The organism is Terrabacter sp. P2_E3, from assembly GCF_056403915.1.
The window spans coordinates 63,983-85,352 of sequence record NZ_JBFUEN010000001.1 but is presented as its reverse complement, the minus strand read 5'-3'; the positions used below and the strand labels follow the sequence as shown (position 1 = coordinate 85,352).

Genomic DNA, 21,370 nt, shown 5'->3' with positions numbered 1-21,370 from the left:
GCCCCCGCGAGAGGTGCGGACGACGCGGTCCGCGGTCCTGCGCGTGGGGCCGGTCACACGAGGGCGAGGTGCTCCGGCGAGTCGTCGTTGAACTCGATGGTGTGCGGCATCGGGGTGTAGCCCGCGAGGTGGAACATGCGGATGGTCCACTTGCGCCGCACCCGGCGGACGTCGGTGACGGCGTCGTTGTGGAAGCGTCGCGCCAGCTGCACGCGGGTGCAGGCCGAGGAGAGCCGGGCGAGCACGTCCTGCCCCAGGGCCGTCGAGCGCAGCGTGCTGACGGCCTGCGGGGTGAGGGCGAGCTCGAGGGCCTCGGTGAGGTCGTTCTCGGCGAGCTCGCGGGCGTCGCCGTGCTCCGACGGCGCCTCGAGGGACTCCGCCGCGGCGTTGGCCAGGATGAGCGCGGTCGCACCGTCGAGGAGCCCGCTGTTGGCCAGCTCGACGGCCGCCTCGGCCCGGCGAACCAGCCGGGCGTCGAGGGCGGCGAGGGTGCCGCTGAGGCGGACGTGGAGCCGGTCGAGGCGGGCCGCCGTGTAGGAGAGGTACCAGGCGATGACGACGAGGACGAAGAGGATCGCGAAGACCCACGAGAGGACCTCGCTCACCGCGCACCCCCGCGCAGGAAGCGGTTCCAGCGTCCCTGCGGCTCGAGGTGCGCGGCCGCGACGCCCTCGATGACGGTCTCGTAGACGGCGAGGATCTCGTCGGCGACGACCGACCAGTCGAAGAGCCGGGCCCGGTGCTGGCCGGCGGCGGCGAGCTCGGCACGACGCTCGGGTCGTCGCAGCAGGTCGACGAGCGTGCGCGCGAGGTCGTCGGGCTGCTCGTTGGCGAACATCGCGCCGGCCGTGCCGCCGTCGAGCACGCGGGAGAACGCCGAGAGGTCGCTGGCGAGGACGCAGGCGCCGGCACTCATCGCCTCGATGAGGATGATGCCGAAGCTCTCTCCCCCGGTGTTGGGCGCGACGTAGACGTCGACCGACGCGAGCAGCGACGCCTTGTCGTCGTCGGAGACGGAGCCGAGGAACTCGCACGCGGCGACGACCTCGGGGGGCCAGCCCTCGGTGACCTCCTCGGGGTCACCGGGCCCGGCGACGAGGACGCGGAGTCCCGGGACCGAGCGGAGGATCTCGGGCAGGGCAGCCGCGAGCACCGGGAGTCCCTTGCGCGGCTCCCCCATCCGGCCGAGGAAGGCGATCGTCGGCGATGCGGGCGCGCCCATCCACGCCGAGCGCCGCGGGGCGCTCGCGAACCGGTCGACGTAGACGCCGTTGGGGATGACGACCGCATCGCCGCCGACGTGGGTCGTGACCGTCCGGCGGGCGTCCTCGCTCACGGCGATGCGGCCGGCGATCTTCTCGAGGCTCGGTCGGATGATCGGGTAGGCCGTCTGCATCGTCCGCGACCGCAGCATCGAGGTGTGGAAGGTCGCGACGATGGGTCCCTCGGCCGCCATGAGTGCGAGCACGCTGACACTGGGGGTGACCGGCTCGTGGAGGTGGAGCACGTCGAACTGGCCGGCGTCGAGCCACTTGCCGACCTTGGACGCCGTGACGGGGCCGAAGTTGAGACGGGCGACGGAGCCGTTGTAGCGCACGGCGGTGGCCCGGCCGGCCGACGTGACGTAGTCGGGCAGCTCGGTCTCGCTGTCGGCCGGCGCGAGTACCGACACGTCGTGCCCCTGGCCGATGAGGTGCTCGGCGAGGTCGCGCACGTGGAACTGCACCCCGCCCGGGACGTCGAACGAGTACGGGCAGACGATCCCGATCCTCACGTCGTGCGTCCCGTCGTCGGCTGCGCCGGCTGCGCGGAGGTCATCGCGGAGGTCTGCGCGGCGGCGTCCGAGGACGCCGCAGGGGCGTCGAGGTCGTCGACGAAGACCCGCTGGAGCATGTGCCAGCTCGACGTGTGCTCGCGGATCGCGACGGCGACGTGGTCGGCGCACTGCTGGATGAGGTCGGCCGCCTTGACCGCCGTCGTGCCCTCGACACGGGGCACGAGGCGGTTGCTGAACTCGATGACCGTGCGGTGGCCGCCGAGGCCGGAGCCAGCGGGAGCGGGTTCGTACCAGATCCGGGCCGCGAAGAGCGGTGCACCGGTCATGAGCGACAGGACGGCCGGCCCCTTGGCCATCCGCGCGCGGTGGCCGAGGAGGTCGACCTCGACACCGCCGTTGGTGAGGTCGCGGTCGGCGGCCAGGGCGATGAGCCTCCCGCCGCTCCGTGTCGCGTCGAGCAGCCCGTGGAAGGGGTCGTCCCCGCCGGTGAGCGGGATGATGTCCATGTCGATGCTGCGCCGGAACGCGACGAACTCCTGAAAGACCTCTTCGGGCTTGAGCCGCTCGGCGACGGTCGTCACCGGCATGAGGCTGCCGGCGGACCAGGCCGCGGCGAGGTCGAAGTTGCCGAGGTGGCCGACGAAGACGACCCCGGCGTCGCCGCGCGCGCACAGCTCGCGGATCTCGGCGTCGCCACGGACGACGACCGCCCCGTCGATCTGGGCCCGGGTCAGGGACGGGAGCCGGAACGCCTCGCAGTAGTAGCGCATGTAGGAGCGCATCCCCTGACGCACCAGGGAGTCGAGGTCGGCGTCGGACAGCTCGGGCCGCACCCGACGGTAGTTCGACCGCAGCCGGTCGATGCCCTTCCCACCGCGCCGGACGGAGATGGCGGCCACCCGGTCGAAGAGGGCGTATGCCGCGCGCTCCGGGAGGGCGCGGACGACGGACCACCCGAGCTTGAAGCCGAGCACGCTGACGGTGTCGGTGGCGCGGCGTGCGAGGTCGCTCACGCGCCCACCTCGCCGGAGGCGAGGGCCTGCCGACGCACCGTCAGCATCCGCTGGAGGACGGTGACGAGGCTGGCGACGGCGAGCAGGCCCAGGACGACGCCGAGCAGGATCGTCGAGTTGAAGAGGTCGGCGAAGAAGGCCGCGACGAGAACGGCGACGAGCCGGTCGGCGCGTTCGGCGATCCCGACGTTGGCCGTGTAGCCGAGGCCCTCTGCCCGCGCCTTGGCGTAGGACACGACGCTGCCGAGGATGAGGCAGCTGAGCGCGAGGCCGGCCATGAGCTGGTTGTTGCCCTTGCCGGCGTAGAAGAGCACGAGGCCGCCGAAGATCGCGGCGTCGCCGATGCGGTCGAGCGTGGAGTCGAGGTAGGCGCCCCACTTGCTCGAGCGGCCGGACTCGCGGGCCATGATGCCGTCGACGTTGTCGGAGAAGACGAACGCGGTGATGACGAGCACGCCGACCCAGATCTCACCGCGGGGGAAGAACGCCAGTGCCCCGGCGCAGACCCCGAGGGTGCCGACGACCGTCACGACGTCGGGACTGATCCCGAGGCGGAGGAACAGGTGGGCGATCGGACCGAGGATCTTGGTCAGCGACGCGCGCAGGAGTCTGTTGAGCATGGTGGTGACAGCGTACTGACCGGTCGGGCGTGCTCGGGCCCGGCGCACGCACCGTGGCGCGTCCGTGACCTGCGGGCCCGCGCCCGGTGGTCCTCAGTCGGTCGGCCAGGCATCGACGAGGCGCGCGCGGGTGTCCTCGAGCAGGACGGGCAGCGCCTTGGTCTGGCCGACGATGGGCAGGAAGTTCGAGTCGCCGCTCCAGCGCGGCACGACGTGCTGGTGCAGGTGGGCTGCGACCCCGGCGCCGGCCACGGCTCCCTGGTTCATGCCGAGGTTGTAGCCGTGCGGCTCGGAGGCTGCCTGCAGGGCACGCACGGCCTGCTTGGTCAGCGCCGTGAACTCGGCCGTCTCGTCGTCGGTCAGGTCGACGTAGAGGGAGACGTGACGGTAGGGGCAGACGAGGACGTGGCCCGGGTTGTAGGGGAAGAGGTTCATCACCACGTAGCAGTGCTCGCCGCGGTGGACGATGAGGCCCTCCGCGTCCGTCTTGCCCGGAGCGGCGCAGAACGGGCAGCCGTGCCCGGCCTCCGCGGTGGGTCGGTCCCCGAGGATGTACGCCATCCGGTGCGGGGTCCAGAGCCGCTCGAAGCCGTCCTCGACGCGGGCGAAGGCGGTCGCCGGCTCGAGAGTGGGCTCGGGGGCGGGGCTCCCACCCGTGGGCGTCGGGCCACTCCCCTGCGTCGTCATGGTGACTGATCCTAGGACGACGCCCGCGACGCGCGACGACCCGCCTGCCGCGTGTCGATTTCCCCATCGGCCCGAGCTTCGGTTCAATGGAGTCGGCCCTGCGGTGTGTGAGACCGCAGGGCCTTCGTCGTACCCGGGACCTCGACAGGACCCGGACAGGGAACAGCCCTGCGGGTGTGAGAGCCGCAGGGCCGGGATCCTCGGACGCGCAGGTCTCGACGGACTCGTCGGTCGACCGGTGCGACGGAAGGTGAAGGCCCGGGAAGTATGAGTTCCCGGGCCTTCTGTTCGTCCTCGCCGAAGCGATTCGGAAACCGATCCGCCGAAGCGGTTCGGTTCCTCATTTGTAACCCCGCGGACGTCGGCGCGCAAGCCCTTGTCGGCAGTTTCTTCACCGCGACCCGGAGGGGGCGGCGTGTCGCCCTGACACGCCGCCCCCTCGCCCGCGGGAGGGCCTTCAGACCCGTCAGCGGAGCGTCAGGGCGTACACCTCGAAGCGGTCGTCGGCGGGCAGGGTGACGGCCTGGAGCTGCCGGGCGGGGTCGACGGCGACCGCCGTGCCGAAGATCTGGACCGGAGGTCCGTCGACACCCGCACCGCCCTTGATCCGATGGTCCATGGCAATCGCCACCGTGTTGCCGTTGTGCCCGCTGCCCGCGGCCCAGTCGGTCAGGGCGACCGGGACGGACTGGACGCTGCCGTCCGTGTAGGTCAGGCGCAGGGCCGTCCCCACGTCGCCGTTGTGCGTCGACCCGACGAGATGGATCGTGGAGCGGCTGCCGGCCTGCACGAGCAGCGTCTGACCGCGTCCCTCGACGAAGTTCGGCGTCGTACCGGAGGTGACCGGAGCGGCATACGTGGTCCCGTCGTGCACCCACGGGCCCGGGGTTGGCAGCAGGGCGGCGTCGTAGCTCCAGCCGCTGCCGTCGAAGTTGCCCTCGCTCGGTGCGGCGACGGTCGCCGTGCCGTCGTGGTTGCGGGCCGGCGCCAGGTCCACGGCGCATCCCGGTGCGCCGCCGACGCAGTCGAGGGCCTCGCGGACCTGAACGGGCACGGTGCGCGTCACGGGATCGACACCCGGTGCCGTGGCGGTGACGACCACCTCGTGGTCCCCCACCCCCAGGCCGGCGGGGAGGCGCAGGGTCACCGGCACCGTCGCGCTCGCGGGGACGCCGTCGCTGTGCAGCACGGCGGCGCCCTCGTCGCCGGAACCCACGTCGGCCGTCCAGCCTGCGGGGGCCGTCACGGACACGTCGACGGGCAGGCTCTTGGGGGCCTGGCCCACGAGGTCGACGGTGAGGCGGGCCTCACGCGCCCCGGTCGGCACGACCACGGGGTTCGGACGAGCGGCCATCGAGAGCGACAGGCGCGGGTCGCGTCCGGCCTGCACGGCCGACGGCGGCACGTCGGCCGGCGTCGTGCCCCACCGGCTCGGGGTCGTGCCCACCGTGTGCGCGATGGACCCACCGTGTCGGATGGCGTCCCAGCCGACCCAGCTCTTCGTGCTCTTCGTCCCGTCGACCGTGAGGCTCTGGACGTAGCGCCGGTCGTCGGAGACACCGGGTGCGGTGATCGTCAGGTGACCGCCCTGTCCGGTGCGCACCGACGTCGGTGAGGCGACGGCGACGTCGACGCGCTCGAACTGGGGCGAGCTGACGACGAAGACGTTCGACCCGCTCATCGTCGGGTAGAGCCCCCAGGACGAGAAGACGTACCACGCCGACATCGTGCCGAGGTCGTCGTTGCCGGTCATGCCGTCGGGGCCGTCGGTGAAGAGGGTGAAGGCCGCCCGCGCCACCGTCGCGATCTTGGCGGGCTGCTGGACCCAGGCGTAGACGTACGGCGCGAGCAGGTCGGGCTCGTTGTTCGGGTTGTAGGTGGGCTTGCTGTAGTAGGCGTAGGTCGCCTCGATCCAGTCGGTGCGTGCGGTGCCGGCCGGGTCGGTGAGCAGCTTCGGGTAGGCGAAGAAGTCGTCGAGGCGCTTCTCGGTCGCCGCCCGACCACCCATGAGGCGGGTCAGGCCGGCCGGGTCCTGCGGGACGAGCCACTGGTACTGGTACGAGCCGCCCTCGTGGAAGGCGTGGGACGCCTCGACGGGGTCGTACGGGTCGAGCCACGTCCCGTCGGCCAGGCGTGGGCGGAACGTCTGCGTCCCGGCGTCCCAGAGGTTGCGGTACCAGCCGCTGCGCTCGGTGAGCATCGCCGTGTCGGCGGTGTGGCCCAGTCCCTTGGCCATCAGCGCGAGTGACGCGTCGGCGGCGGAGTACTCCATCGTCGCCGAGGCCGGGTGGGCGCAGTCGTTGTCCCCGCCGTGCGACACGCAGTCGGTGCCCACGTCCAGACCGAACGGGATGTAGCCGAGCTTCTCGTACCAGTGCTGCCCGGCGCGGCCGTTGGACTGGCTGTCGGCCGGCGGGCGCTCGGTCGCGTTCTGCTTGAGCAGCGCGTACGCCTCCGCCTCGTGGCCGGCGAGGAAGCCCTTGCTCCAGCCCTCGACGAGGAACGGGGTGACGGGGTCGCCGGTCATGATGTTGGTCTCGCTGTTGACGAGCGCCCAACGGGGCAGCCACCCGCCCTCGCGACCGATGGCGAGCACGGACAGGTACGAGTCGCGGGCCACGTCGGGCGCCAGGACCTCGAGCAGCTGGTTCTGCGGGCGGTAGGTGTCCCACAGCGAGAAGTTCTGGCGCGGCGTGTAGCCCTGCGCCACATGGTTCTTCCCGTCCCAGCCGTGATAGCGACCGTCGACGTCGGACGCGAGGTTCGGGTGCATGAGCGAGTGGTAGAGCGCGGTGTAGTAGGCGGTGCGGCGCTCGCTCGTGCCGCCGGTCACGCGCGCCTTGTCGAGCTCGGACTCCCACCGCTGCCCGAGCGCGGCTCGGGTGGCGTCGAAGTCGAACGAGTCACCGGTCTCGCTGGTCAGGTTGGTCCGCGCGCCCTCGGGGCCGGTGTAGCTGAGGGCGACCTTCATCGTCACCGACGTCGTGCCGGTCGGGAAGGTGACCGCGGCGCCGTTGCCGCCGTCCTTCGTCGAGGCGTCCCGGGCGCCCGAGGTCAGCGTCGACCCGCTCCACGTGCCGAACGAGCTGAACGGGCGGTCGAACTCGGCACGGAACCACACGGTGTGCTCGTCCTTGCCCGCGCAGAAGTTGCCGTCGTGGATCCGGCCCTCGACGACCCGGTCACCGACGACGTGCACCTCGGAGTCGAAGACGCGCATGTTGGCCTTGCCGGTGTTGAGCAGGACGTTCGGCTGCTTGTCGGCCGGGAACGTGTAGCGCTGCCAGCCGGTGCGGTCGGTGGCGGTCAGCTCGGCCTGGACTCCGTGGGTCGCCAGACCGACGCGGTAGTAGCCGGGCTCGGCCTCCTCGTCGGCGTGGCTGTAGGTGGACCGGTAGCGGTCCGGGTCCACGCTCGTCACGGAGCCGGTCGTCGGCATCACCGGCAGCTCGCCGACCACCGGGCATCCGACGCCCGACAGGTGGGTCTGGCTGAAGCCGTAGATCGAGCCCTGGGAGTGGTCGTAGCCCCCCTCTCCCCCGGTGTCGGGACTCACCTGCACCATCCCGAACGGGGCGCTGGCCCCCGGGAAGGTGTTGCCGTTGTCCTGGGTGCCGATGAACGGGTTGACCGCGTCGACGAGCCGCTCGGCCGGAGCGGCCGCCGCGGGTGGCGCCCCGGAGGGCAGGACGGGGCCGAGGACGGCGGCGGCGAGGACGGCGGTGCCGAGCGAGCGGAGCACGGTGCGCATGGAGGTTCCTTCACGGGCGACGACGATGTCCTGCCCGAGACTCGTGACGACCGGCGCGACGGTCAACCGGTGGCCGGTGTCCTGTCCGATGGACGTGCGACATCGGACAGAAGCGGACGTATGCCGCCGGGCCGGGGCCCGGTGAGGGGCACCCGGCCCGACGGCATACGTCCGTGGCTCCGGTCGGGGACGGCGCTCAGACCTGTGCGCGGCTCTCGATCGCGGCGAGGATCTCGCTGATGGCGTCGTCGACCGGCACGCCGTTCTTCTGCGAGCCGTCGCGGTAGCGGAACGAGACGGCGCCGGCGGCGCGGTCGTCCTCGCCCGCGATGAGCGTGAAGGGCACCTTCGACTTGCTCGCGTTGCGGATCTTCTTCGGGAAGCGGTCGTCGCTCGCGTCGAGCTCGACGCGGACTCCCTTGCGCTTCAGGCGGTCGAGGACCTCGCCGAGGTAGTCGGCGTAGTCCTCGGCGACCGGCACGCCGAGGGCCTGGACCGGTGCGAGCCAGACCGGGAAGGCGCCGGCGTAGTGCTCGACGAGGACCCCGAGGAAGCGCTCGATCGAGCCGAACTTCGCCGAGTGGATCATGACCGGCTGCTGGCGCGACCCGTCGGCGGCCTGGTACTCGAGGCCGAAGCGCTCGGGCTGGTTGAAGTCGTACTGGATCGTCGACATCTGCCAGGTGCGGCCGATGGCGTCGCGCGCCTGCACCGAGATCTTCGGACCGTAGAAGGCCGCGCCGCCCGGGTCGGGCACGAGCTCGAGACCGGAGGCGGTGGCGACCTCCTCGAGAACCTTGGTCGCCGCCTCCCACTGCTCGTCGGAGCCGATGAACTTCGAGGACTTCTCGCCCTCGGTGTCGCGGGTCGACAGCTCGAGGTAGAAGTCGTCGAGGCCGAAGTCCCCCAGCAGGCCGAGCACGAAGTCGAGCAGGTGCTTGATCTCGGCCGGCGCCTGCTCGGCGGTGACGTAGCTGTGCGAGTCGTCCTGCGTCATGCCCCGCACCCGGGTCAGGCCGTGCACGACGCCGGACTTCTCGTAGCGGTAGACGCCGCCGAACTCGAAGAGGCGCAGCGGCAGCTCGCGGTAGGAACGGCCCCGCGACTGGTAGATGAGGTTGTGCATGGGGCAGCTCATCGCCTTGAGCTGGTACTTCGCGCCCTCGAGCTCCATCGGCGGGAACATCGTGTCGGCGTAGTACGGCAGGTGCCCGGAGGTGTGGAAGAGCGCCTCCTTGCTGATGTGCGGCGTGCCGACGTAGGAGAAGCCCTCCTCGATGTGCCGGCGCCGGACGTAGTCCTCCATCTCACGCTTGATGACGCCGCCCTTGGGGTGGAAGACCACGAGGCCCGAGCCGAGCTCGTCGGGGAAGCTGAAGAGATCCATCTCGGCGCCGATGCGACGGTGGTCGCGGCGCTCGGCCTCGGCGAGGCGGTCGAGGTAGGCCTTGAGCTCGTCCTTGGTCGGCCACGCGGTGCCGTAGACGCGCTGCAGCTGCGGGTTCTTCTCCGAGCCGCGCCAGTAGGCAGCCGCCGAGCGCATCAGCTTGAAGGCGTTGCCGATGAGCTTGGTGCTCGGGATGTGCGGGCCGCGGCACAGGTCACCCCAGGCGCGGGTGCCGTCACGTCGGATGTTGTCGTAGATGGTCAGCTCGCCTGCTCCGACCTCGACCCCGGCGCCCTCGGCCGCCTCGTCGGCGTTGCCGCCCTTGAGTCCGACGAGCTCGCACTTGTAGGGCTCGTCCTTGAGCTCCTCGAGCGCGTCGGCGTCGGTGACGACGCGTCGCTCGAAGGTCTGCCCCTCGTTGATGATCTTCTGCATGGCCTTCTCGAGGGCCTTGAGGTCATCGGGGTGGAACGGGGTCTCGACGTCGAAGTCGTAGTAGAAGCCGTCACGGATGGGCGGGCCGATGCCGAGCTTGGCGTCGGCGTGGAGCGACTGGACGGCCTGGGCGAGCACGTGGGCCGTCGAGTGGCGCAGGACGGCCAGGCCGTCCTCGCTGTCGACCGTGACGGGCTCGACGACGTCGCCGTCGGCGAGGGCGTGGAAGAGGTCGCGCAGCTGACCGTTGACGCGCGCGACGACGACGGCGCGGTCACCCTCGAAGAGCTCACCCGCCGTCGTCTGCTCCGCTACCGCTCGCTCGCTTCCGGCGACGGTGACGGTGATCTGTGCAGACACGGTTGGTGCTCCTCGTTCGAACGGGACCCGCCGGCGGGCGGCGGGTCGTGGGGGCTGCCGCTGCAGGCGGCTCGTGCAAGCGTATCGAGGCTTCGCGGGACCGGGCGACACGGTTTGGTCGTGGGACCACTCGGCTGGCCCGAACTGGCCTCGCGGGACGGCTCCCGAGCGGATACTGGTGAGCCGGGCGGCCGTCTCGGAGCGCGCCCCGGCACAGGAGGGGACGCCCGTGGAGCAGACGACCGACAGCCCGTCACCACCGGCCGAGGCGGCCGAGCCGGCCGAGCCACCCGTGCCGCCGGTGCCGCCGGTGCCCGGGTGGGAGTCGCTCGGGCTCGACCGGGCGACGGCGCTCGCCCTCGCCGAGACGGCCGAGGCGGAGTTCATGATCGCGCTGCACGACGGCGCACCCGCCGAGGCGAAGGCCGCGCTGGGCATGCGGTCCGAACGCCTCGCCGGTGGCGTGGCCGTCGTCATGGCCAACGACCCCACGGGCGGCTACTGGAACAAGGCCCTCGGCTTCGGCGTCACCGAGCCGGTCACGGACTCGCTCGTGGCGCACCTCGTCGACCTCTACGCGTCCGCCGGCGCCCCGGCCCTCTGCCTACAGGTCGCGCCTGCCGCTCTCCCGGCCGACTGGGACGACATCTGCGTGCGCCACGGCATCGTGGGTGGGTCCGTCTGGGCCAAGCTGCTCCGGCCGGCGGCCACGCCGACGACCCCGTCGACGACCGACCTCCGGGTGGGCACGATCGGCCCCGAGGACGCCGAGGCGTACGCCCGCGTCTTCGCCGGCGGCTTCGGGATGCCGCCCGAGCCGCACCTGCTCTCGATGTTCGCCGCCGCCGGGGGCAGCGGGCCGGGGTTCACCGCCTACGGCGCCTGGGACGGGGATGAGCTGGTGGCCGCCGCGAACCTGCACGTCGCGGGACCCGCGGCTGCCTTCTGCGGGGCGGCGACGCTTTCCGAGGCGCGCGGCCGTGGTGCCCAGTCGGCCTTCATGCAGCTGCGGGTCGAGGCGGCTCGCGCGGCCGGCTGCACGTGGATGAGCGCGGAGACGTGGCAGGAGCTCGAGGGAGCCCACAACCCGTCGCTCCACAACATGCTGCGCTCTGGCTTCGTCGAGGTCTACGACCGCCGCAACTGGGTCTGGCGGCCGGGGGCCTAGATGACCACGTCCGTCACCGTGACGCTGGCGTCGCCCGCTGCCCACCAGGACGTCATCGAGCTCGTCGGCGCTCGGCTGCAGCACCTGACGAGGGCCGAGGTGACCTGGCCGTTCGAGTCGCCCGAGGTGTTCACCCATCTCGTCGTGGCCGTCGCGAGGGACGACGACGAGCACCTGCTCGGTGTGGGCCTGTCGCTCCGGCCCACGTTCGCACCGCCGGACAGGTCGATGCTCCGGGTCGTCGTCCCCCGTGACCACGAGGGCCACGGTGTGGGAAGCGCCCTGCGCCGGTTCCTGCTCCCCCACGTCCCGGACACGACCCGACGGCTCGGCGGAGGGGTCTACGACGACGAGCCGAGGTCGCTCGAGATCGTCCGCCACTGGGGTTTCGGCGTCGAGGAGCACGCCATCGACTCGGCCCTCGACCTCGTCGAGCACCCGCCCGAGGCCCCCGTCGTGCCGGCAGGGGTCGACCTCGAGGAGGTCCCTGACCTCGAGTTCGACGACGAGGGCGCGGTCGAGGCCATGCTCCGGGCGAGCCAGACCAACCCCGAGGCGGCGGTCGGCTTCGTCATGACGCTCGAGAAGTTCCGCACGATGACGACGAACGGCGACATCCCGATCTGCGTCGTCGCGCGCGTCGACGGTACCCCCGCCGGGATCTCCTACGGGACGGTCAGCGCAGGCGAGCTCTTCATCGCCTACAGCGGCATCGACCCCACGTTCCGGGGTCGCGGCCTCATGCGCCTCGTCAAGCAGCAGGCGCACGTGGCCGCGACCGGGGCAGGCGCGACGAAGGCCCGGACGAACAACGAGGAGCACAACGCCGGGATCCGCCGGATCAACGCCGAGCTGGGCTACGTCGTGCAGAGCGGGGTGTACCGACTCGTCCAGGACCTCGCCGCCGACGCCTCACGGTGCGCGGCGCCGTGAGCTGCGCCGTCGCCGGTCACCAGGTGTTCTCGACGATGGCGTGCTCGATCTCGCCCTTGGCGTGCTCGAGGACCGAGAGCGTGCGCGACGCCTCGAACGCCGTGCGCAGTCGCACCGACGACGGCAGCCGCACCGGCTTGCGGAACCACACGCGGCTCGTGAGCCCGGCCTCCGGCAGTCGCGGTCCGAGTGCGGCGAGCACCCTGGCGTAGGAGTACATCCCGTGGGCGATGGCGCTCGGGAAACCGAGCGGCTTGGCCGTCAGCGCGTGCACGTGGATGGGGTTCCAGTCACCCGACACGGCGGCATACGCCCGTCCCGTGCCCTCGCCCAAGCGCCACAGCGGCCCCGTCGTGACGGCAGCGAGCGGGTCGGTCGACGGTGGTTCGGACGGCTCGGCGTCGGGGTGCTCGGCCCCGCGTGAGAGGTAGGTGCTCACACCGCGCCACACGACCTCGCCCCGCACCCCGACCTCGGACACGAGGTCGACCTGCCGGCCGCGGCGGTGAGGTCGGAGGTCCTGCGCCCAGACCGAGACGTCCAGCGGCTCGTCGAGCTGGACGGGTCGCAGTGCCTCGATGCGGTTCTCGACGTGGACGGCACCGAGCAGCGGCAGGGGGAAGCGGTCGCCGCTCATGACCGCCATCTGGAGCGGGAACGCGACGAGGTGCGGGTAGGTGGGCGGCAACGTGCCGGACACCGGGAAACGGCACACGTGGGCGTAGGCGACGAGGTCGTCGACGTCGACGCGTATGCCGGCCCGTGACCAGCGGACGTCGGGCAGCGTGTCGCTCGCGTTGCCCCTGCGGAGCGCGGCCGTGGCGTAGATGCGGCGCAGGTCGGGCGCCGCGTCGAGGGTGATCTCCTTGGTCATGGGGCGCTCACGCCCCGAGCAGGCTCTGGCCGCAGACGCGGACCACCTGCCCCGTGACGGCGGCGGACCCGGGCTGGGCGAACCAGGCGATGGTCTCGGCGACGTCCTTCGGGTGCCCTCCCTGCTGGAGGGAGTTCATCCGGCGCCCGATCTCCCTCGTGGCGAAAGGGATCCGTGCCGTCATCTCCGTCTCGATGAAGCCGGGCGCGACGGCGTTGACCGTGATCCCGCGGCCCGCGACCTGGCGCGAGAGCGCGGTGACGAGGCCGATGACACCGGCCTTGCTCGCGCCGTAGTTCGTCTGGCCGCGGTTGCCGGCGATGCCCGCGATCGAGGCGACGCAGACGATGCGGCCGCCGTCGGCGAGTCCGCCCTCGCCCAGGATCGCGTCGTTCATCCGCAGGACCGAGCGGAGGTTGACCTCCATGACGCTGCGCCAGCGGTCGTCGTCCATGTTGACGAAGAGCTTGTCGCGCGTGATGCCGGCGTTGTGCACGACGACGTCGAGGCCGCCGTGCCGCGTCGTGGCGTGCTCGACGATGCGGGAGCCCGCATCGTCCGCCGTGACGTCGAGCTGGAGCGCCGTGCCCCTGACTTCGTTGGCCACCTTGGCCAGCGCATCCCCGGCCGACGGGACGTCGACGGCGACGACCGTCGCGCCGTCACGGGCCAGCACGCGGGCGATCTCGGCACCGATGCCTCGTGCGGCGCCGGTCACGACGGCCACCTTGCCGTCGAGCGGTCGCAGCGCGTCGACGTCGCCGCTCGTGGACTCGTCGACCCGGACCACCTGGCCGTCGACGTAGGCCGAGCGTCCGGACAGGAAGAACTCGACGGCGGATCTCACGCCGTCGCGTGCATCCCCCTGCGCGAGAACGAGGTTCGCCGTCGCTCCCGAACGCAGCTCCTTGCCGATGGAGCGCACGGCGCCCTCGAGGGCACGTTGGGTCGTCACCTCGGCGACGTCCGTCAGCGTCGCCGGGTCCGTGCCGATGACCACGACGCGACCGTTGCGCCTGAGCGCCTTGACCGCGGGGGCGCCGAGCAGGCGCAGCTGGTCGAGCTCGGCCGGGTCGGTGGCGGCGCTGAGGTCGAGCACCACGGCCCCGACCTTGTCGCCCGAGTCGGGCAGCGTGGACACCGCGCCCACCCCCTCACCCCCGAGCCAGGCGGCGATGCCGTCGGCGAACCGCCCGCCGCCCGCGACGAGCACCGGTCCCTCGCAGAGCGGCATACCGGGCTCGTAGCGGCGCAGCCGGGTCGGCTGTGGCACGCCGACCCTTCGGGCCACGGGCGAGCTGACGATGGTCGTGAAGAGGTCGGTCATGCTCATGCCTCCAGGATCGCGACGACGCCCTGCCCACCGGCAGCGCAGATGGAGATGAGACCTCGGCCTCCGCCGGCCTCCTTGAGCTGCTTCGCGAGCGAGGCCACGATGCGACCGCCCGTCGCGGCGAAGGGGTGGCCCGCGGCGAGCGAGGACCCGTTGACGTTGAGCCTGCCGCGGTCGATGGAGCCGAGCGGCGCGTCGAGGCCGAGGCGCTCCCGACAGAAGTCGGGGTCCTCCCAGGCCTTGAGCGTCGTGAGCACCGTCGCGGCGAACGCCTCGTGGATCTCGTAGAAGTCGAAGTCCTGCAGGGACAGGCCGTTGCGGGCGAGCAGGCGAGGGACGGCGTACGCCGGGGCCATGAGCAGGCCCTCGTCGCCGTGGACGTAGTCGACGGCCGCCGTCTCGGCGTCGACGAACCAGGCGAGTGGGGTCAGCCGGTGCTCGGCGGCCCACTCCTCGCTCGCGAGGAGCACTGCAGAGGCGCCGTCGGTCAGGGGGGTCGAGTTGCCGGCGGTCATCGTCGCGCCGTCGCCCTTGCCGAAGACCGGCTTGAGGGTCGACAGCTTCTCGACCGTGGAGTCGGCGCGGAGGTTCGTGTCGCGCGAGACGCCGAGGTAGGGCGTGACGAGGTCGTCGAAGAAGCCCCGCTCGTAGGCGGCGGCGAGGTGCCGGTGGCTGGCGGCCGCGAGCTCGTCCTGAGCCTCACGGGTGATGCCCCACTGCGCGGCGGTCAGCGCCATGTGCTCACCCATCGAGAGCCCGGTGCGCGGCTCGACGTTCTCGGGGATGGCCGGCACGAGGTGACCCGGACGCAGGCCCGTGAGCGCCTTCGCGCGCTCCCCGGCGGACCGCCCGCGGTTGACGGCGAGGAGCGTCTGCCGCAGGCCCTCGCTCACGGCGATGGGGGCGTCGCTGGCGCTGTCGACGCCACCGGCGATGCCGGCGTCGACCTGTCCGAGCGCGATCTTGTTGGCGACGAGGACGGCCGCCTCGAGCCCGGTGCCGCAGGCCTGCTGGACGTCGTAGGCCGGGGTGGCGGGGTCGAGGCGGGTGCCGAGCACGGTCTCACGGGTGAGGTTGAAGTCGCGGCTGTGCTTGAGGACCGCGCCGGCCACGACCTCGCCGAGCCGCTCCCCCGCGAGCCCGAAGCGGGCCACGAGTCCGTCGACGGTCGCGGTCAGCATGTCCTGGTTGGACGCCTTGGCGTAGGGGCCGTTGGACCGGGCGAAGGGGATGCGGTTGCCCCCGAGGACCGCGACTCGACGCGGCGCGCGTGGGCTGGACTGGGAAGCCATGGGTCTCTCCTGCTGTCGGATGTCTGACCTGTTGTTCTCGACCAAGATAACCGAAACCGGCAGTAGTCGATACAGCCAGTACCTGTTACTTTCGTGAGATGGACAACGACGTGGATCGTCCGGGACAGGCTCCCGCCGCCCCTCGGGACGGGCGGGACTCGCGCTGGGAGCGCCACCGCGAGGAGCGCCGCGCCGCCCTCGTCGACGCGACGATCCGCGCGATCCGCACCCACGGCGCCGGCGTCGGGATGGACGACATCGCGGCCGAGGCCGGCACGTCCAAGACCGTCATCTACCGCCACTTCGACGACAAGGCCGGTCTCTACCGCGCCGTGGCGGCCCGCATCGACGGACGCGTCGTCGGCAACGTCGGGGCGGCGCTCGGCCGGTCGAGCACACCGCCGGCGGACACCCGCGAGCTCGTCGCGTCCACGGTCGAGGCCTACCTTGCCCTCGTCGAGTCCGACACCGAGGTCTACCGCTTCGTCGTCAACCGGCCGCTCGTCGACCTCCCGCTCGCCGACGACCCCGTCGGAGGCACGGTCGACCAGGTCACCGACCAGCTGACCGGACTGCTCCTCGAGGCACTGCAGTCACCGGCGACCGATCCGTCGCGGGCCCGCACGTGGGCGATCGCGCTCGTCGGCTCCGTGCGTGCGGTCGCCGACGACTGGCTCGCCACCCCCGAGGCCGACCGCGCCCCGCGCGCCGCCGTGGTCGACTCCCTGACCGACCTCGCCTGGCACGGGCTCGCCCCCGTCCTCACGGCCCACTCCCACACGTCCACCTCCCCGACCACCGCGACCTCCTGAGGTCCAGACCGGAAGGCACCGAGATGTCCACGGCCACAGACTCCCCCACGAGCTTCCCCGCCGACTCACGCGGCAGCTCCCCCGTCGGCTCACCGGCACCTCATCGCTCCCCGGCACCCGAGCACCGCGACCCGGGCCAGCACCCCACGACCCAGACCGGCCCCGCGCTGACCGCGGCGCTCCGAGCCCATCTCGACGGCCCGTTCGGCGAGGTGCGGGACCACTGCCGAGCGCTCGACGCCGCGACGTTCGGACCGCCGTCGGCCCCGCTGTCGATGGACGAGCACCGCTCCCGTGTCACCGCCCAGCTCGCAGCCCTGGCCGCGGAGCCGTACGCCGCTCGCGGCTTCCCCGAGCACCAGGGCGGCACTGCTCGCTACGGCGAGGCCGTCGCCGCCTTCGAGATGCTCGGTCACACCGACCTCTCGCTCTTCGTCAAGGCCGGCGTCCAGTGGGGCCTCTTCGGCGGCGCCGTCTCCCTCCTCGGTACGAGCCGCCACGACCACCTCCTGCCCCGCATCACGTCCGGCGAGCTGCAGGGCTGCTTCGCGATGACCGAGACCGGCCACGGCAGCGACGTGCAGAGCCTGCTGACGACCGCGACCTTCGACCCGGCGACCGACGAGATCGTCGTCCACTCGCCCGTGCCCGCGGCACGCAAGGACTACATCGGCAACGCGGCCCGCGACGGTCGCCTCGCGGCGGTCTTCGCGCAGCTCGTCGTCGACGGCGAGTCCCGCGGCGTGCACTGCGTCCTCGTCCCGATCCGCGACGAGTCCGGCACTCCCGCAAGGGGTGTCACCATCGAGGACTGCGGTCCGAAGCTCGGACTCGCCGGCGTCGACAACGGACGGCTGCTCTTCGACCACGTCCGGGTGCCGCGCACCAACCTGCTCGGCCGCTACGGCGACATCGGCGACGACGGCACCTACACGAGCCCCATCGACAACCCCGGCCGCCGCTTCTTCACGATGCTCGGCACGCTCGTCCGCGGTCGCATCTCGGTGGCCGGCGGAGCGGGCGCTGCCGCCCGCTCGGCCCTCGCCGTCACGACGACGTATGCCGCCGGGCGCCGCCAGTTCGCCGCCCCCGGCACCGAGGAGGAGACGACCGTCCTCGACTACCGGACCTACCAGCGGCGCCTGCTACCGAGGATCGCGACGGCATACGCCCTCCAGCTCGCGCAGCACGAGCTCGTCTCCGCCATGGACGACGTGCTCGCCGGGCGCGCGACGTCCGAGGAGGACCAGCGCCGGCTCGAGACCCGGGCCGCCGGGATCAAGGTGCTGACGACCCGGCACGCGACCGACACCATCCAGGAGTGCCGCGAGCTGTGCGGCGGTGCCGGCTACCTCTGGGCCAACCGCCTCGCCGCGCTCAAGGCCGACACCGACATCTTCACGACCTTCGAGGGCGACAACACCGTCCTGCTCCAGCTCGTCGCCAAGTCGCTCCTCGGCGAGTACCAGGCGACGTTCGGCGACCTCGACACGGCCGGCATCGTGCGCTTCGGCGCGCGGCTCGTCGGCGGCACCGTCATCGAGCGGTCGTCGGCGCGGGGGATCATCCAGCGGCTCGTCGACGCTGCGCCGGGCCGCGACGAGGACGTCACCTTCGGCATCCGCGGCACCCAGCTGCGCCTGCTGCGCGAACGCGAGGAGCACCTCATCGAGGGCCTGGCCCGACGGCTCCGGCGGGCCACCGCTCCGGGCGCCGACGCGTTCGCGATCTTCAACGCGACGCAGGACCACCTCGTCGAGGCCGCGACGGCCCACGTCGAGCGCACCGTCGCCGAGACCTTCGCCGCCTCGGTCGAGTCCTGCTCCGACGACGAGGCCCGCGCCGTGCTCGCCCGGGTCTGCGACCTCTACGCCCTGTCGACGATCGAGCGCCACAAGGCGTGGTACCTCGAGCACGACCGGCTGAGCCCTGCGCGCGCCAAGGCCCTCACCGCCCTCGTCAACGAGGTCTGCGCGGAGCTGCGCCCGCACGCCACGACGCTCGTCGACGCCTTCGGCATCCCCGAGGGCCTGCTGACGACGGAGATGTCAGGGACCGCCTGATCCGGCGTGAGATCGCGCGGCTCGGATCGCCCGAGCGCACACACTGCGCGATCTCACGCGCGATCTGCCGCCCGAGGTCGTATGCCGTCCCGCACCGTCAGTCGTGCGTCACTCGGTCGCGCGCTGGTAGCGACCGCGCCGGTGCACGAGCGGGGCGTCCTCGACCCCGACCTCGGCGTGCTCGATCGTCGCCTCGACGAGCACCGACCACCCGACGTCGCGACGGCTGCCCGGGTCGAGGCGCACGCCCATCCAGGTCGTGGCGTGGCGAGGGCGCGGACCCCACTCGGTCTGCTCCCACTCGATGAGCCGGAAGGCCCCGCCGGGCGCGGGCATGACGCCGGCGAAGACGTCGGCGAGGCGCTCGTCACGCGCACCGAGGAGCGTGACGACGGCCGTGCCGGTCTCCTCGAGGGCGTCGAGCACGTCGGAGTCGGGATGGAGGAGCCCGACGACCCGGCCGGGGTCCCCGGTGGCGACGAGGTAGGACGAGACCGTCAGGCCGACCCGCTCGATGCCTTCCCCTGCCGTCCAGAGCGACACCGTGCCACCGATGCGCCCCCGCAGTCGCCGGACCGGGTCGCGGTCCTCGTCAGGAGTGTCGAACGGGTGCTCCGTGTGGATCGTCATGTCGCGTCCCAGCCGGGGAGCGGTGCGGGCCGGTGAGCCGGGCCGGTGCTCACTCGGCCTCGGCGACGAGCAGCGCGTCGTCGACCGACACCTCGCCCGGCTCGACGACGCGGGCGTAGACGCCGGCGCACTGCGAGGGTGTCTGGGTCACCTCGAGCGTGCACTCGCCGAGACGGACGATGCGGCCCACGAGCTTCTCGAGCACGGACGACTCCATGTCGAGGACGATGTTGGCCTTGGGGTGGGTCGCGACGAAGTCGTCGACCGCGACCAGGTGCACGGCATGCCTCTTCGAGCGGTTGCCCTCAGGGCCGGTCTCGGTGACCTCGACGGAGGCGAGCTCCTGGCCGGGGGCGTCGGAGTCGGGATAGATGAACAGGCTCGAGACCGTGGCGATCATGGTCGCAACGCTAGTGCGTGCAGGCCTGCACCGCCGCGGTCACCGTGCCGTGGAAGTGGTCGGCACCGATGGCCTCGACCAGCCCGACCGAGTCCAGGCGGTCCCTCAGCTCCTGCGCCGCCCGTGCCACGTGGAGCTCGATGTTGCGCTCGCGGAGCCCGTCGAGCACCTCGCGCAGCGCGACCTCAGCGCTGGCGTCGAGGTCGCTGATGAACGAGCCGTCGAGCACCACGTGCCGCACGGGCTTGGGCGCACCGTCCACGGCGGCCCACAGCCGGCGCTTGAAGTAGTGGGCGTTGGCGAAGAACAGCCGGTCCTGGATGCGGTAGACGACGACACCCGCGCTGACGCCCGCGTCGGGCTGGTCCGCGACGTCGACGTAGCGGTCGTCACGGGCGGACCACCCCAGCACGGCGTCGGCGGGTCGTGCCGCCCGACGCACGATGTCGGCGACGGACAGCAGGACCGCCACGATGATCGCCTGGAGGACCCCGACCGCCACGACGCACACGACCGTGATGGCGGCGATGACGACCTCGACCCTGCTGCTGCGGGCCAGCTCGCGCCACTGCACCGGGTCGATCAGCTTGGCCGCCGCGTACACGATGACCGCACCGAGGACCGCCGAGGGGAGGTACTCGATCGGCGCAGTGAGGAAGAGCAGGATGACGGCGATCGTCCCTGCGGCCGCGAGCCCGCTGACCTGGCTCGTGGCCCCCATGTCGTCGTTGACCGCGGTGCGCGACCCGCTCGTCCCGACCGGGATGCTCTGCGTGACGCCGGCCGAGATCTGGGCTACCCCGAAGGCGAGGAGCTCCTGGTTGGCGTCGACCACCTCGTGGTGGCGCGCGGCGAAGGAGCGTGCCGTGAGGATGGAGTCCGAGAAGGCGACGAGGAACACCGCGAGGGCCGCGACCACGAGCGTCCCGAGGTCTGCGCGTGACACGTCCGGCAGCTCGAGCGACGGCAGTCCCCGCGGCACGGGCCCGGTGACCGAGACCCCGTGGGCGACGAGGTCCAGGGCCCAGGACGCGGCGATGCCGAGGATCACGACCGCGAGGGCACCCGGCAGCCGCTTGCTGATCCGACCGGCGACGACCAGCAGGGCCAACGAGACGAGACCCACGAGGACCGTGGCGCCGTTGGCGCTGCCGAGGTGGCCGACGATGTCGACCGTCTCGGGGATGGCCCCCTCCGCGTCGCTCGAGACGCCGAGCAGCTTGCCGAGCTGGCCGAGGATCAGCACGACGGCGACGCCGGTGATGTAGCCGACGAGGACCGCCTGCGAGAAGTAGTCGGCGATCCAGCCGAGGCGGGCCAGCCGGGCCGCCAGGAAGACGACCCCCACCATGATCGCGAGCAACGAGGCCAGCGCGGCGTACTGGGCGCTGCCGCCGGCGGCCAGCGGCGCGACCACGGTCGCGATCAACAGCGACACGGTGCCCTCCGGGCCGACCACCACCCGGGGCGCCGACCCGAGGACCGCGTAGGCCAGCACCGGGAGGAGCAGGGCGTAGAGGCCGGCGCTGACCGGGACGCCGGCCAGCTCGGCGTAGGCCATCGCCGACGGCAGGGCCAACGCCGCCACCGTGACACCGGCGACGAGGTCCGTGCGCAGCCGCGGCCGCGTGTACGCCGCGAGGGACCGCGCGAAGGGAACGTACCGCGTCGTGATCGGCGGTCGAGTCGCGGACGCGAACGCACCGCGACCCTTGTAGGCCCTGTCGAACGGCTGCACGGCTCCAGCCAAGCCGTCTGCGCGACGACCCGCATCGCCCGAAGAGGACCACGTGCGTCGGCCGGTCGGTGACCAACCAAGGACGCGAACGGTCACT

At 72.2% G+C, this 21,370-nt stretch carries 17 protein-coding genes; 4 read left to right on the top strand and 13 right to left on the bottom strand.

The features are described from left to right. Positions 1-53 precede the first annotated feature (53 nt). The 7 genes from AC1DW8_RS00385 to thrS form a co-directional block, all read right to left on the bottom strand. Positions 54-605, bottom strand: a complete 552-nt coding sequence (locus tag AC1DW8_RS00385; protein WP_056777231.1) for a LemA family protein — start codon at positions 603-605, stop codon at positions 54-56. Continuing rightward, positions 602-1,774 carry a glycosyltransferase family 4 protein gene (locus AC1DW8_RS00380; RefSeq protein WP_478091058.1) on the bottom strand — a complete coding sequence of 391 codons (1,173 nt, stop codon included), beginning with the start codon at positions 1,772-1,774 and terminating at the stop codon, positions 602-604. The genes AC1DW8_RS00385 and AC1DW8_RS00380 overlap by 4 nt, the downstream gene beginning before the upstream one ends. Then, complete coding sequence (locus AC1DW8_RS00375; RefSeq protein ID WP_478091056.1) at positions 1,771-2,790, bottom strand: phosphatidylinositol mannoside acyltransferase; 1,020 nt, start codon at positions 2,788-2,790, stop codon at positions 1,771-1,773. Before AC1DW8_RS00375 ends, AC1DW8_RS00380 begins: the two co-directional genes overlap by 4 nt. Then, on the bottom strand, positions 2,787-3,410 hold the full coding sequence (pgsA, locus tag AC1DW8_RS00370; RefSeq protein WP_020144318.1) for a phosphatidylinositol phosphate synthase: 624 nt from the start codon (positions 3,408-3,410) through the stop codon (positions 2,787-2,789). The genes AC1DW8_RS00375 and pgsA overlap by 4 nt, the downstream gene beginning before the upstream one ends. A gap of 93 nt (positions 3,411-3,503) precedes the next feature. Continuing rightward, the gene (locus AC1DW8_RS00365) at positions 3,504-4,097 is read right to left on the bottom strand and encodes an HIT family protein (RefSeq protein WP_056825356.1); all 594 of its coding nucleotides are present in this window, start codon (positions 4,095-4,097) and stop codon (positions 3,504-3,506) included. Positions 4,098-4,563: 466 nt separating this feature from the next. After that, positions 4,564-7,848: a GH92 family glycosyl hydrolase gene (locus AC1DW8_RS00360; protein ID WP_478091053.1), complete on the bottom strand. Its 3,285-nt coding sequence runs from the start codon at positions 7,846-7,848 to the stop codon at positions 4,564-4,566. A 196-nt stretch (positions 7,849-8,044) separates the two neighbouring features. Then, positions 8,045-10,030 (bottom strand): threonine--tRNA ligase, encoded by a 1,986-nt coding sequence (thrS, locus tag AC1DW8_RS00355; protein ID WP_442296224.1) that lies wholly within the window; start codon positions 10,028-10,030, stop codon positions 8,045-8,047. 229 nt (positions 10,031-10,259) lie between these two features. Here thrS and AC1DW8_RS00350 point away from each other — a divergent pair, with 229 nt between their 5' ends. After that, positions 10,260-11,198, top strand: coding sequence for a GCN5 family acetyltransferase (locus AC1DW8_RS00350; protein WP_478091051.1), 939 nt, complete (start codon positions 10,260-10,262; stop codon positions 11,196-11,198). Beyond that, positions 11,199-12,131, top strand: a complete 933-nt coding sequence (locus AC1DW8_RS00345) for a hypothetical protein (protein WP_478091049.1) — start codon at positions 11,199-11,201, stop codon at positions 12,129-12,131. It abuts the gene before it with no gap. A gap of 16 nt (positions 12,132-12,147) precedes the next feature. On the opposite strand, the gene AC1DW8_RS00340 is transcribed toward AC1DW8_RS00345, so the two are convergent. Genes AC1DW8_RS00340 through AC1DW8_RS00330 form a run of 3 tightly spaced genes read right to left on the bottom strand, consistent with a single transcriptional unit; the run spans position 12,148 to position 15,630 of the window. Then, positions 12,148-13,005 (bottom strand): MaoC family dehydratase, encoded by an 858-nt coding sequence (locus AC1DW8_RS00340; protein ID WP_478091047.1) that lies wholly within the window; start codon positions 13,003-13,005, stop codon positions 12,148-12,150. A gap of 7 nt (positions 13,006-13,012) precedes the next feature. Next, positions 13,013-14,332 carry a 3-oxoacyl-ACP reductase gene (locus tag AC1DW8_RS00335; RefSeq protein ID WP_478091426.1) on the bottom strand — a complete coding sequence of 440 codons (1,320 nt, stop codon included), beginning with the start codon at positions 14,330-14,332 and terminating at the stop codon, positions 13,013-13,015. 2 nt (positions 14,333-14,334) lie between these two features. Then, positions 14,335-15,630: an acetyl-CoA C-acetyltransferase gene (locus AC1DW8_RS00330; protein WP_056777258.1), complete on the bottom strand. Its 1,296-nt coding sequence runs from the start codon at positions 15,628-15,630 to the stop codon at positions 14,335-14,337. Between the two features lie 98 nt (positions 15,631-15,728). Here AC1DW8_RS00330 and AC1DW8_RS00325 point away from each other — a divergent pair, with 98 nt between their 5' ends. Together AC1DW8_RS00325 and AC1DW8_RS00320 are read left to right on the top strand one after the other, a co-directional pair. After that, on the top strand, positions 15,729-16,442 hold the full coding sequence (locus tag AC1DW8_RS00325; RefSeq protein WP_478091045.1) for a TetR/AcrR family transcriptional regulator: 714 nt from the start codon (positions 15,729-15,731) through the stop codon (positions 16,440-16,442). A 23-nt stretch (positions 16,443-16,465) separates the two neighbouring features. After that, the gene (locus AC1DW8_RS00320; protein ID WP_478091043.1) at positions 16,466-18,505 is read left to right on the top strand and encodes an acyl-CoA dehydrogenase family protein; all 2,040 of its coding nucleotides are present in this window, start codon (positions 16,466-16,468) and stop codon (positions 18,503-18,505) included. Positions 18,506-18,613: 108 nt separating this feature from the next. Here the strand turns inward: AC1DW8_RS00320 and AC1DW8_RS00315 are convergent, their stop codons facing one another. Genes AC1DW8_RS00315 through AC1DW8_RS00305 form a run of 3 tightly spaced genes read right to left on the bottom strand, consistent with a single transcriptional unit; the run spans position 18,614 to position 21,273 of the window. After that, positions 18,614-19,135 carry a flavin reductase family protein gene (locus AC1DW8_RS00315; protein ID WP_478091041.1) on the bottom strand — a complete coding sequence of 174 codons (522 nt, stop codon included), beginning with the start codon at positions 19,133-19,135 and terminating at the stop codon, positions 18,614-18,616. 49 nt (positions 19,136-19,184) lie between these two features. Next, on the bottom strand, positions 19,185-19,535 hold the full coding sequence (locus AC1DW8_RS00310) for a hypothetical protein (RefSeq protein WP_478091039.1): 351 nt from the start codon (positions 19,533-19,535) through the stop codon (positions 19,185-19,187). Between the two features lie 10 nt (positions 19,536-19,545). Then, positions 19,546-21,273 (bottom strand): SulP family inorganic anion transporter, encoded by a 1,728-nt coding sequence (locus AC1DW8_RS00305; protein ID WP_162263885.1) that lies wholly within the window; start codon positions 21,271-21,273, stop codon positions 19,546-19,548. Positions 21,274-21,370: the final 97 nt, after the last annotated feature.

Bases quoted from the DNA above. Each gene is read 5' to 3' on its own strand.
- pgsA (WP_020144318.1), bottom strand. From the start codon at position 3,410: ATGCTCAACAGACTCCTGCGCGCGTCGCTGACCAAGATCCTCGGTCCG.
- AC1DW8_RS00365 (WP_056825356.1), bottom strand. From the start codon at position 4,097: ATGACGACGCAGGGGAGTGGCCCGACGCCCACGGGTGGGAGCCCCGCC.
- AC1DW8_RS00360 (WP_478091053.1), bottom strand. From the start codon at position 7,848: ATGCGCACCGTGCTCCGCTCGCTCGGCACCGCCGTCCTCGCCGCCGCC.
- AC1DW8_RS00345 (WP_478091049.1), top strand. From the start codon at position 11,199: ATGACCACGTCCGTCACCGTGACGCTGGCGTCGCCCGCTGCCCACCAG.
- AC1DW8_RS00340 (WP_478091047.1), bottom strand. From the start codon at position 13,005: ATGACCAAGGAGATCACCCTCGACGCGGCGCCCGACCTGCGCCGCATC.
- AC1DW8_RS00335 (WP_478091426.1), bottom strand. From the start codon at position 14,332: ATGACCGACCTCTTCACGACCATCGTCAGCTCGCCCGTGGCCCGAAGG.
- AC1DW8_RS00330 (WP_056777258.1), bottom strand. From the start codon at position 15,630: ATGGCTTCCCAGTCCAGCCCACGCGCGCCGCGTCGAGTCGCGGTCCTC.
- AC1DW8_RS00325 (WP_478091045.1), top strand. From the start codon at position 15,729: ATGGACAACGACGTGGATCGTCCGGGACAGGCTCCCGCCGCCCCTCGG.
- AC1DW8_RS00320 (WP_478091043.1), top strand. From the start codon at position 16,466: ATGTCCACGGCCACAGACTCCCCCACGAGCTTCCCCGCCGACTCACGC.
- AC1DW8_RS00315 (WP_478091041.1), bottom strand. From the start codon at position 19,135: ATGACGATCCACACGGAGCACCCGTTCGACACTCCTGACGAGGACCGC.
- AC1DW8_RS00310 (WP_478091039.1), bottom strand. From the start codon at position 19,535: ATGATCGCCACGGTCTCGAGCCTGTTCATCTATCCCGACTCCGACGCC.